Source organism: Nocardiopsis sp. YSL2 (assembly GCF_030555055.1).
GTDB lineage: Bacteria > Actinomycetota > Actinomycetes > Streptosporangiales > Streptosporangiaceae > Nocardiopsis.
In genome coordinates this window covers 4,358,566-4,369,924 of sequence record NZ_JAMOAO010000001.1, presented here as the reverse complement: position 1 = coordinate 4,369,924, position 11,359 = coordinate 4,358,566, and the positions used below count along the sequence as shown (strand labels likewise).

Below are 11,359 nucleotides of genomic sequence, written 5' to 3'. Positions count from 1 at the left end.
CCGGACACGACGACGGGAGAGGGGCGCGGCCGTGGAGATCCGACCGATGCGGGCCGAGGACGAGCCGGACCTGGTCCGGGTGTCGTTGGCGGCCGACGCGGTGTTCGCCGGGGCCGGGGTGGAGCTGCCCCCGGACGATCCGCGCACGCTGCTGGCGCACGCCGACCGGGTCCTGGTCGCGACCGCGTCCGACGGCCGCCCGTGCGGTCTGGCGGCGACCGTCGCGATCGACGGCCACCCCCATCTCGAACAGATCGCGGTCGATCCCGCCCACGGGCGCCGGGGCGTCGGTTCGGCCCTGCTGGCCGCGGTCCGCGCCGAGGCCGCCGCGCGGGGCCACGGGAGGATCACCCTCACCACGTTCCGGGATCTGCCGTGGAACGGGCCGTGGTACACCGCCCGCGGCTTCGCTCCCCTCCCCCGCCCGGAGTGGGGGCCGGAGCTGGTGCGCCTGTGGGAGGCGGAGGCCGGCATCCGGGTCCGGCCCCGGATCGTGATGGCGGGGCGGCCGGGCTGACCGGGTGCGGCCGGGTTCCGTCGGCCGAGGCCGCGCCCCGCCCGGCGCCCTTCACACCGTGGAGGAGAACACCTCCTCGCGCGCGCGTTCGAGCGCGTGCAGCAGTGCTCCCCGGACCACCGTGCTGCCCTCGACCGCGCCCAGCACGACCTCCGTGGCGTTCGGCCCGATCCTGGCGGTCGCCTCCTCCACCCGCTCGGCCAGCTTGGCGCCGCCCGCCCGGGCCACGTCTCCGCCGAGCACCACCAGGCCCGGGTCGATGACGACGCTGACGGCGGCCACTCCGCGGGCGAGCCGTTCGGCGAAGGCGTCGAGGAAGGCGTCGGCGTCGGGGGTCCCGGCCGCGGATGCGGCGCTGACGACGTCCACCACGTCCTCACCGGTGATGCCGTGCTCGGCGGCCAGCCGGACCACCTGGTTGGCCTTGACCAGGGCCTGGAAGCCGTGCGGCAGCTCGTCGGAGTGGTCCCTGAGCGGCTCGTAGCCGCTGGACACCCCGATGTCGCTGGGCATCGGCGCGCCTGGCACCGGCAGGTAGCCGATCTCGCCCGCGCCGCCCGAGCGGCCGCGGTGGATGCGCCCGTCGATCATCGTGGACATACCGACGCCGCCCGCCGCGCTGAGCCAGATCAGGACGAACTCGGCCACGCCGGAGGCGGCTCCCTCTGCGTGCTCGGCGAGTGCGGCCAGGTTCACGTCGTTCTCGATCACCACCGACCGCTTGAGGTCGGCCCGCAGGGCCTCGAGCACCCCCTCGTGCCAGGACATGAGGTCGAAGGAGAAGCGGATGTCGCCCGTGCGCGGATCGACCACGCCGGGTGTGCCTATCACGCAGGCGCGGACCCGGTCGAGGGGGACGCCCGCCTTGTCCGCCAGGCGCATCACGGCTGTGTGCACCAGCGCGACGGGCTCGTCGGAGGCGCTGGGGTCGACGCTGACCTCGCTGATGACGCGGCCGGTGATGTCGGCGATCGTCGCCGTCACGCGGCTCGCGCTGACGTCCAGTGCCGCGACGTAAGCGCTTTCTGGGACGACCGCGTAGAGCGCCGCGTTGGGTCCGCGGCCGCCGGCCTTGCTGCCGACCACGCGGACCAGGTCGCGCTCCTCCAATCGGGCCAGGAGCTGGGAGGCGGTCACCTTGGACAGTCCCGTTCTCGTTCCCAGCTGCGTTCGGGTCAGCGGACCGGCCGACAGCAGCAGTTCCAGCGCCGCACGGTCGTTGAGCTGGCGTAGCAGCCGGGGAGTTCCCGGGCGTTGAGACATAACCGTGACACCTCACCCTGTTTTTATTAGGAAAGTTTCCTGTTAATTTAGCTCACAACCTCACAGGAGGTCACGTCCCGGAAAGGTCCGAGTTCCCATCGAACACGGACCCCCCGGTACCCGCGCCGGCGGGACGGCCAACGTGCTATCCCAGCACAGTTCCCACACAGTCGTCGAAGCGGCCGGATCACCTATGATCCCAGGCCGCGTCGAGCACAGGCGTCGAGCCCCAGCGCGCCGTGCGAAGGGAGACAGGTACACCATGAAGTTCCCCAAGATCGCCGCGGCCTCGGCCGTGGTCATGCTCGCCGCCGCCTGTGGCGGCGGCTCCGACGAGGGCGACGCAGGCGGCTCCGCCGGAGCCCCCGAGACCCTCACCGTGTGGCGGATGGGTGACGCCACCGAGGACCAGAACGCCTTCATGGACTCGGTCACCGAGCAGTACCAGGAGCTCTACCCCGACACCGAGGTCGACGTGCAGTGGGTCCCCTGGGGCGAGTTCTCCCAGCGGTTCCAGACGGCGATGGTCAGTGGCGGCCCCGACGTCGTCGAGATCGGCAACGACCAGGTTCCCACCTGGGCCGACGCCGGAGCGCTCTACGACGTCGCCGAGCTGGCCGAGGACTGGGAGGAGCGCGAGGACATCCTGGAGGGCGCCTACGCCAACGGCACCTTCGGCGACGCCCAGTACAGCGTCCCCTGGTACAGCGGCGTCCGCGCCCTCTGGTACAACGCCGACTGGCTCCGCGAACTCGGCCACGAGCCGCCGCAGGACTGGGACGAGCTCCTGGAGGTCTCCGCCGCCATCGAGGACGAGTACGACGTCCCCGGTTTCGCCGCACCGACCGACTTCCTCAACGGCATCGCCAGCTTCGTCTGGTCCAACGGCGGCGAGTTCGCCACCCTGGAGGGCGACGAGTGGACGGGGCAGCTGGACTCCCCCGAGACCACCGAGGCCCTGGAGTTCTACGCGGACCTGACCGTGGACGGGGTCTCACCGAGCGCCTGCATCGGCCTGAACGAGGTCGACTGCGCGCACGCCGACTTCGTCAACCGCGACCTCGGCATGTTCATCGACGGCCCCTGGGCCCGGGCCCAGCTGGAGGACCTGAACGACGAGCACGCCGACCAGTGGGCCACCGCGCCGATCCCCGGAGCGGACGGCATGGCCCCCGCCTTCGGCGGCGGCTCCGACCTGGCCGTGTGGGGCACCACCGAGCACCCCGAGGCAGCGTTCGACTACATCACCACGCTGAACAGCAAGGACAACGCGCTGACCTACAACGAGGTCTCGTCGATGTTCCCGACCTACGGCGACGTGCTGGAGAGCGAGACCTTCCAGAACGACCCCGTCCTGTCCGGCGCGGCCACCCAGGCCACCGGTGACCTGCGCCTGTTCCCGGACACGCCCAACTGGGGCCACGTCCAGTGGGAGCTGACCACGGTCCAGACCGCGGTGCAGCGCATGGCCGAGGGCGAGTCCGCCGACGACGTGCTCCCCGAGCTGAACGACGAGCTCACCGAGGCGCTCAACCGCCCCACCGAGTAGCAACAGAGCAGCCACGGCCGTGCGCTCCCGCGCACGGCTAGGGCGTGTTCCGCGGGTGCCGCCCGTCGCGAGCGCCGAATCCAGTGGTGCTCTCGCAAGGCCGAAGAAGGGGTTCCCCTGCTGTGCGGCTTCGCCGTTATCGCACAGCGGGGCCCGCCCGGTTCGGCTGTCGACTGATGAGAACGCCGCGAGAGTGCCGCTGGGGCGACGCGCAGCAGGGCGAGTACCTGCGGAACACGCCCTAGGGCGGCCGTCGCACCGACGGCCGCCCCGTCCAACCGCCAGGTGAGAACAGCCATGACACAAACGCTGGAACGCGCCACCACTCCTGACGATCCGCAGGGGTCCCCGCCGCGCCTCCGCTCGAAGCTGGTGCCGCGACGCCGAGCGCTCGCGCCCTACCTCCTCATCCTCCCCGCCCTCACGGCCCTCGCAGCGGTCCTGCTCTGGCCGATCGTGCAGATGGTGTGGATGTCGCTGCACGACTACGGACTGCGCCAACTCCAGGGCCAGGAAGCGGAGTGGAACGGCTTCGCCCACTACACCTCGGTCCTGACCGACCCGCGCTTCTGGGAGATCTTCCGGAACACGATCGTCGTGTGCCTGGCCATGGTGGTCGTGACGATGGTCCTGGGGACCCTCGTGGGCATCCTGCTCCACAAGCTCCCCAACTGGGCCTCCACCGTCCTCGGTCTGGGCCTGATGCTGGCCTGGGCCACGCCCGTCATCAGCGCCGCGATCGTCTACCGCTGGCTCTTCGACACCCGGTACGGCCTGTTCAACACGATCATGGCGGGGCTGCCGGACTGGCTCGTGGGATCGGGCTGGGAGGAGTTCAACTGGTTCAACTCCCCGAGCACGCTCTTCCCGATCCTGATCGTGACCGTCGTCTGGCAGTCGTTCCCGTTCGTGGCGATCAGCGTGCTGGCCGGACTCAAGAGCATCCCCAACGAGCTCTACGAGGCCGCGCGCATGGACGGCGCCGGCGCCTGGACGAGCTTCTGGAACGTCACCTTCCCCATGCTGCGGCCGCTCTTCGCGCTGCTGCTCGTCCTGCAGGTGATCTGGGACTTCCGGATCTTCACGCAGCTGTTCATCCTCGCCGGTGGCGTCACCAACCGCGACGTGGCCCTGCTGCCCGTCTACATCTACCAACTCGGCTTCGCCTCGACCCCGCCGAACTACGGCATGGGTTCGGCGATCGCCGTCATCATGACCGTCCTGGTCCTCGCGATCACCGCGTACTACCTGCGAGTGATGATCCGCCAGGGGGAGACCCGATGAACAACGTCCACCGTCCGCGCAGGACGGCCGGCAAGGTCGGCCTGTACACCGCGGCCCTCGCCGTCCTCGTCTTCGCGGTGTTCCCGGTCTACTGGGTCCTGGCCACCGCGCTGCGGCCCACCGGGGAGATCTTCACCCGCGAGCCCACGCTGCTGCCGCGCACGATCACCTTCGAGCACTTCGAGCGGGTCCTGTCCGGGGTGCTCATCCCCGGCACGTCGTTCTGGTCGTTCCTCACCAACAGCCTCATCGTGACCCTGGGCGCGGTCACCGTCGCCGCGCTGCTGTCCCTGCTCGCTGCGGTCGGCGTCGCGCGGTACCGGTTCCGGCTGCGCTCGGTCTTCATCGTCCTGCTGCTGGTCATCCAGATGGTGCCGGTCGAGGCGCTGATCATCTCGCTGTTCGTCAACTTCTTCCACCTGGGCCGGACCCTGGACGTGGAACTGGTGAACAACCTCTCCGGCGTGTTCGTGGTCTACGTCGCGGTGTCCCTGCCGATCACCATCCTGATGGTCCGCAACTTCGTCAACGCCGTACCCAAGGAGTTGGAGGAGGCCGCGGCCATCGACGGCGCCGGCGGCTGGACGATCTTCTGGCGCATCCTCATGCCGCTGGTCGCTCCCGGGCTCGCCGCCGCGAGCATCTTCGCCTTCATCACCACCTGGAACGAGTTCGTCGTCGCCTTCACGTTCCTGCAGAACAACACGGGCGCCTACACGCTGCCGATCTCGCTGCAGTACTACTTCGGCGCGGTGTCGATCGAGTGGGGGTCCATCATGGCCGCCTCCACCCTGCTGACCGTCCCGGTGATGATCTTCTTCCTCATCGTCCAGCGCCGCATGGTCTCCGGTCTGACCATGGGCGCGGTCAAGGGCTGACCCCGCCCCGGCCGCCTCCCCCTCACCACCGCCCGGCCGGCACCGCCCCGACGCACGGTGCCGGCCGCGGGCCCACCCGTCGCCCACCACCGCCCTCAACGGCCGGCCTCCGGCCACAGGCCCACCCGTCGCCCACCACCGCCCTCAACGGCCGGCCTCCGGCCGCAGTCCTTCTATGGACTCTCACGCTCACCGAACGGAGTTCGTCATGTCGAACGACCCGACCCTGGCGCGCCTGGCCAACGCCACACTGCTGGTCCCCTTCGAGTCCCACCACGCACCGCGCTGGCTGCTGGAGGGTCTGGCGGACGGCATCGCCGGTGTCTGTCTGTTCCACAACAACCTGGACGGCTCCGAGCAGGTGACCGCGCTGAACGCGCGGCTGGCCGAGGCCGCCGACACGCCGCTGGTCTCCCTGGACGAGGAGGGCGGCGACGTCACCCGCATCGGCCAGGCGCGCGGCAGCGACTACCCGGGCAACGCCGCACTGGGCGCGGTCGACGACACCGACCTGACCCGCCTGACCCACCGCTCCCTCGGCGGACGCCTGGCCGGGCTGGGCTTCAACATGGACCTGGCGCCGTCCGTCGACGTCAACGTCGCGGCCGACAACCCGGTCATCGGAACCCGCTCCTTCGGCGCCGACGCCGACCTGGTGGCCCGGCACGCGGCGGCGGCCGTCCAGGGCCTGCAGGAGGCAGGTGTGGTGGCGTGCGCCAAGCACTTCCCCGGCCACGGCGCGACCTCACAGGACTCCCACCACGTGCTGCCCCGTGTGGAGGCCGACCTGGACCTGCTGCACCGGCGCGAGCTCGCCCCGTTCCGGGCGGCGGTCGAGGCGGGTGTCCGCACGATCCTGACCGCGCACATCGAGATGCCCGCCCTGGGCGGCGACGGGCCCGCCACGCTCACGCCGAGCATCCTCAACGGCCTGCTCCGCGACGAGCTGGGCTTCACCGGGGTCGTCATGAGCGACGCCATGGACATGCACGGCGTCAGCGGCAGCATCGGCATCCCCGAGGCCAGCGTGCGCGCGGTCGCCGCCGGCTGCGACCTGCTGTGCCTGGGCCGGTTCGTCTACGCCGACCAGATCGAGCGAGTACGCACGGCCCTGGTCGACGCGGTCCGCGAGGGCCGCCTGTCCGGTGAGCGGCTGGAGGAGGCCGCCGAGCGCACGAACGCGCTGCGGTCGTGGATCCGCGGGACCGCCGACCGCAGGACCGCGGCCGCCGAGACCGACGGCATCGGCCTGGCCGGGGCCCGCCGCGCGGCCAGGGTGGACGGTGAGCTGCCCGCGCTGACGGACCCGTTCGTCGTGGAGGTGGACGCGCCCGCGGGCATGGCCGTGGGCGACGTCCACTGGGGCCTGTCCGGGTGGTTCCCCGACGTACGGCGGGTGTCCCCCGACGTCGCCGGCGCCGACCGGCTGGCCGCCGAGGCGGCCGGCCGCGACCTGGTCGTCGTGGTGCGCGACGCGCACCGCTACCCCGAGGCCCAGGAGCTCGTCAGCCGCCTGTTGGCGGCCCACCCCACCGCCGTGGTCGTGGAGATGGGCCTGCCCATCTGGCGGCCCGGCTGTGGTGCCTACGTGAGCACGTACGGCGCCGCGCACGTCAACGCGCGCAGCGCCGCCGAGCTGCTGGGCTCCGGCGGCACGGTGGGTGCCGCGGTCCCGCCCCGGGGCTGACTCCCCCGTCCGTCGTCGGTGGGACGACCGGAGCCGAAGGCTCTCCGTTGAGGGCGGAAACCCCTCCCCTGCGCGAAGCGCCCCCCAGGGGCGATGGCGGGCGACGGGAGGGGTTTGTCCCAGAAACCAGGTCGGAGAAGTATCCTTAAGAGGCAGCATCCCGGCCGGCGGCGTTCCCGCGGGCGGCCGGTGCCCCATTCGCCCTTCAAAACACGGCATAATCACAGCATGCGCCTTTCAGCCCGGGTCGACTACGCGCTACGCGCGGCAGCGGAGCTCGCTGTCGCCGGCGAAGGGCCGGTGACGGCGGAGCAGCTCGCGCGTGCTCAGTCCATCCCCGGAAAATTCCTGGAGAACATCCTCACCCAACTGCGCCGTGCCGGTCTGGTGCGCAGCCAGCGCGGCCCTGTGGGCGGCTACTGGCTGGCCCGTCCGGCCGCGGAGATCTCCCTCGCGGACATCATCCGCGCGGTCGACGGCCCCTTGGCCAACGTTCGAGGCGAACGCCCCGAACACGTCGACTACGACGGTGCCGCCCGCAGCCTGCAACAGGTGTGGATCGCGCTGCGCGCCAGCGAGCGGTCCATCCTGGAGGGTGTCAACCTCCAGCACCTGGTGACCAACGAGTTGCCGGAGTCCGTACGCGCCCTCGCCGAGGATCCCGAGGCATGGGTGAACCACAGCCACCGCTGAGGGGCGCGCCGGGGCCTTCGTCGTCGCCCGCGCCTGCGCCCGTGCCCACGCCGTCGCCCGCCACCACCCTCAACGGAAGCCTACGGCGCAGCCCTTCCTGCTCAGGCTCGGCTCCTCCTGCAGGCACCGGCGCGCCCCTTCACCCGTGCCTTCCTTGGGCCTGCGCCCGTTCCTCGCTTCGGCCCGGACAGACCCCCTGTAGTCGGGGCAGGCTTGACGGCCCACCCTTCACCCCCTGGAGTCCCGTAGGCCCGGGACCGGCTCGGGACGCTTGCCCGCGCCGCGCGCCGTGACCACGTGAAGGAGCCGACCACCCGGGCGGGTGGTCGGCTCCTTCACGTGGTCACGGCGAAGCTGGACTGACGTACGGACCCGAATGCTGGGGTCAGACCCCCACCATGTCGGCGACCTGGGGAACGCGATCCGGTACCTGCTCGATGCCGAGGTCCTGCGCTGGAACGGGATCGGCCGTGACCGCGTCACCGAGCAGCGCGGCCTCCTGGAGCTCGGCGAGGGCCAGCTGGTCGGAGACCTCTCTCAGCACCTGCGAGAGCGGGACCCCGAGGGCCCCGCAGATCGAGGAGAGCAGTTCGGAAGAGGCTTCCTTCTGCCCGCGTTCGACCTCCGACAGGTATCCGAGGGACACACGTGCATCGGCCGACACCTCGCGGAGGGTGCGGCCCTGGCGCTGGCGCAGCCGCCTGAGCACGTCACCAAGTAGGTGACGAAGCAGGACCATCATTCGCGCTCCCTCCCACCGGTAGCGACCTTCATATACAACACCGTACCTGCCCCACGCCCGATTCGGGCACCTCTTGTCGTCCTGTTCGCTGGAGGGGGAACCGCGTCCCGGTGTGGTTTTGTTCCCGGGAAACGGGTAGAGGGCATCCCCTCGACGGAGTCAGAACCGGGTGCCGTCCACCGCGTTCCCGCGGACGGCCGAGTCCAGCAGCGCGAGTGCGCCCTCGACCGTGGCGTATCGGATACCCCCACGATCACCGGTGAAACGAAAGGCACGGGCGGCGGAGTTCCCGGAGGGCCCGGCGACGGCCGCGTAGACGGTGCCCACGGGCTGTCCGTCCTGGGGTTCCGGCCCGGCGACGCCCGTCACCGCGACGGCGAAATCCGCGCCCAGGAGACGGCGTGCGCCCGAGGCCATCGCCTCGGCCACGCCCGGGTGGACGGCGCCGTGGGCGGCCAGGAGCTCCTCCGGGACGCCGAGGAGATCGGCCTTGGTCTGGGTGGCGTAGGTCACCACACCGCCGCGGTAGGTGGCCGAGGACCCGGGCACGGCGGTCAGGTGCGCGCCGATCAGGCCGCCGGTGAGCGACTCGGCGGTGGCGCAGGTGGCACCGCGCGCGAGCAGGGACTCGTGGGCCGCCTGCGCGGCGGCCACGGCGGCGACCTGCGGACCGAGGTCCTCGCCGCCCCCGGTCACGAGTCGGCCCCTCCCCGGGAGCGGGTCAGACGGACGGCGTCGAACACGTACACGATCCCGGTCCACAGGGTGACCGCCAGGGCGGCCGCCATCACCAGGTGGGCGGCCCAGGTGAACACGAAGGCGAAGGGCAGCAGATACAGCGGGAAGAGGTAGATGCTGATCGCGACGATCTGCAGGACGGTCTTGAGCTTGCCGCCCTTGCTCGCGGGCATGACGCCGTAGCGCAGCACCGCGAAGCGCAGGGCGGTGATCCCCCACTCACGCGCCAGGATGGCGATGGTCACCCACCACCACAGGTCGCCCTGGAGGGACAGCACGACCAGCGCCGCACCGGTGAGCGCCTTGTCGGCGATGGGGTCGGCGATCTTGCCGAAGTCGGTGACCAGGTTGCGGCGACGCGCGATCTCGCCGTCGATGCGGTCGGTGATCGCGGCCAGCACGAACACCGTGAACGCGGCGAAGCGCCACCAGGAGCCGTCCAGGAACATGAACCAGACGAAGAGCGGCACCATGACCAGGCGGCTCATCGTCAGGACGTTGGCGAGGTTCCACAGCGGGGCCTGGGGCGCGGACGACGCCGCGGGTTCCTGGGTGCTCATCTGTCTCCGGCTTCCCCGTCCGCCTGGGTCTCGTCCTGTTCGGCGACCAGGTCGGCGCCGGCGGACTGGATGACGGTGGCGCGCACCAGGTCGCCGACGGCGAGGTTCTCACCGTAGAGGATGGTGCTGCCGTCCACCTCGGGCGCCTGGTGGCCGGAGCGGCCCTCGTAGGCGCCGTCCTCCAGCTCGGTCTCGACGAGCACGGTCACCTCGGTGCCGATCCGCTCCTCGGCTCGCTGGGCCATGAGCTCCTCGGAGAGCCGGTTGAGCCGGTCGACGCGCTCGCCGATGACCTCGGCGGACAGCTTGCCCGGGTGGTCCAGGGCCTCGGTGTTGTCCTCGTCGGAGTAGCCGAAGACGCCGATCGCGTCCAGCCTGGCCTCGCTGAGGAAGGCGACCAGGTCCTCGAACTCGGCCTCGGTCTCACCGGGGAAGCCCACGATGAAGTTGGAGCGGGCGCCGGCCTCGGGGGCGCGCTCGCGGACCGTGCGCAGCAGCTCCAGGAAGCGCTCGCGGTCGCCGAAGCGCCGCATGCGCCGCAGCAGGGTACCGCTGGCGTGCTGGAAGGAGAGGTCGAAGTAGGGCACGACGCCGGGGGTGCCGGTGAGCACGTCGATGAGCCCGGGCCGCACCTCGGCGGGCTGGAGGTAGCTGACGCGCACGCGCTCCAGGCCCTCGACCGCGGCCAGGCGCGGCAGCAGCTTCTCCAGCGCGCGGACGTCGCCCAGGTCCTTGCCGTAGGACGTGGAGTTCTCGCTGACGAGGAACACCTCGCGCACGCCCTCACCCGCCAGCCACTCGGCCTCGCGCAGGATCTCGTCGGGCTGACGGGAGATGTAGGCACCGCGGAAGGTGGGGATGGCGCAGAAGGTGCAGCGGCGGTCGCAGCCGGACGCGATCTTGAGGTTGGCGACCGGACCGCCGGTGAGGCGGCGGCGCGGGATCGCGGCGCGGTAGGGCAGCTCGGTGCCCTCGGCGCCCGCGGCGTCGGTGAAGGCCGCGTGGCCCGGGACGTGCGCCTGGGAGGCGTCGCGGTCCGCCGGGCTGATGGGCAGCAGCGTGCGCCGGTCGCGGGGATCGTGCGGCACGAGCTGACGGCCGGCGACGACGTCGTCGAGCCGGTCGGTGATGGCGGAGTAGTCGTCGAAGCCGATGACCTGCGCCTCGGGCAGGGCGTCGGCGAGTTCGGAGCCGTAGCGCTCGGCCATGCACCCGGCGGCGACGACCTTGCCGCCGTTCTCGGCCGCCTCCAGGAGCGTCTCGATGGAGTCCTGTTTGGCGGCGTCGATGAATCCGCAGGTGTTGACGACGGTCACGTCGGCCTTGGCGTCGCCGTCGACGAGGTCCCAGCCGCCTTCGGCCAGGCGTCCGGCCAGCTCTTCGGAGTCGACCTCGTTACGCGCACACCCCAGGGTGACGAGTGAGACAGTACGGCGCGATGACATGGC

At 71.3% G+C, this 11,359-nt stretch carries 11 protein-coding genes; 6 read left to right on the top strand and 5 right to left on the bottom strand.

What is annotated here, in order from left to right:
- Window positions 1-46 precede the first annotated feature (46 nt).
- Window positions 47-517: a GNAT family N-acetyltransferase gene (locus tag M1P99_RS19270; RefSeq protein ID WP_304455753.1), complete on the top strand. Its 471-nt coding sequence runs from the start codon at window positions 47-49 to the stop codon at window positions 515-517.
- A 51-nt stretch (window positions 518-568) separates the two neighbouring features.
- On the opposite strand, the gene M1P99_RS19265 is transcribed toward M1P99_RS19270, so the two are convergent.
- Window positions 569-1,780, bottom strand: coding sequence for an ROK family transcriptional regulator (locus tag M1P99_RS19265; RefSeq protein WP_304453995.1), 1,212 nt, complete (start codon window positions 1,778-1,780; stop codon window positions 569-571).
- A gap of 262 nt (window positions 1,781-2,042) precedes the next feature.
- Between M1P99_RS19265 and M1P99_RS19260 the strand changes: the two genes are divergently transcribed.
- From M1P99_RS19260 to M1P99_RS19240, 5 genes are all read left to right on the top strand, one after another.
- On the top strand, window positions 2,043-3,329 hold the full coding sequence (locus M1P99_RS19260) for an extracellular solute-binding protein (protein ID WP_304453994.1): 1,287 nt from the start codon (window positions 2,043-2,045) through the stop codon (window positions 3,327-3,329).
- Window positions 3,330-3,626: 297 nt separating this feature from the next.
- Window positions 3,627-4,613: a carbohydrate ABC transporter permease gene (locus M1P99_RS19255; RefSeq protein ID WP_304453993.1), complete on the top strand. Its 987-nt coding sequence runs from the start codon at window positions 3,627-3,629 to the stop codon at window positions 4,611-4,613.
- The gene (locus M1P99_RS19250; protein WP_304453992.1) at window positions 4,610-5,491 is read left to right on the top strand and encodes a carbohydrate ABC transporter permease; all 882 of its coding nucleotides are present in this window, start codon (window positions 4,610-4,612) and stop codon (window positions 5,489-5,491) included. The genes M1P99_RS19255 and M1P99_RS19250 overlap by 4 nt, the downstream gene beginning before the upstream one ends.
- A 208-nt stretch (window positions 5,492-5,699) precedes the next feature.
- Window positions 5,700-7,178, top strand: coding sequence for a glycoside hydrolase family 3 protein (locus M1P99_RS19245; protein ID WP_304453991.1), 1,479 nt, complete (start codon window positions 5,700-5,702; stop codon window positions 7,176-7,178).
- Between the two features lie 228 nt (window positions 7,179-7,406).
- Window positions 7,407-7,871 (top strand): Rrf2 family transcriptional regulator, encoded by a 465-nt coding sequence (locus M1P99_RS19240; protein WP_304453990.1) that lies wholly within the window; start codon window positions 7,407-7,409, stop codon window positions 7,869-7,871.
- 385 nt (window positions 7,872-8,256) lie between these two features.
- On the opposite strand, the gene M1P99_RS19235 is transcribed toward M1P99_RS19240, so the two are convergent.
- The 4 genes from M1P99_RS19235 to rimO all read right to left on the bottom strand — a co-directional run bounded on the left by M1P99_RS19235 (window position 8,257) and on the right by rimO (window position 11,356).
- Window positions 8,257-8,613 (bottom strand): helix-turn-helix domain-containing protein, encoded by a 357-nt coding sequence (locus M1P99_RS19235; protein ID WP_304453989.1) that lies wholly within the window; start codon window positions 8,611-8,613, stop codon window positions 8,257-8,259.
- Between the two features lie 159 nt (window positions 8,614-8,772).
- The gene (locus tag M1P99_RS19230; protein ID WP_304453988.1) at window positions 8,773-9,309 is read right to left on the bottom strand and encodes a CinA family protein; all 537 of its coding nucleotides are present in this window, start codon (window positions 9,307-9,309) and stop codon (window positions 8,773-8,775) included.
- A complete protein-coding gene (gene pgsA / locus M1P99_RS19225; protein ID WP_304453987.1) occupies window positions 9,306-9,911 on the bottom strand; it encodes a CDP-diacylglycerol--glycerol-3-phosphate 3-phosphatidyltransferase in 606 nt (201 codons plus the stop codon). The genes M1P99_RS19230 and pgsA overlap by 4 nt, the downstream gene beginning before the upstream one ends.
- Entirely contained in the window at window positions 9,908-11,356 is a 1,449-nt protein-coding gene (gene rimO / locus M1P99_RS19220) for a 30S ribosomal protein S12 methylthiotransferase RimO (RefSeq protein ID WP_304453986.1), read from the bottom strand. Before rimO ends, pgsA begins: the two co-directional genes overlap by 4 nt.
- Between the last annotated feature and the right edge of the window lie 3 nt (window positions 11,357-11,359).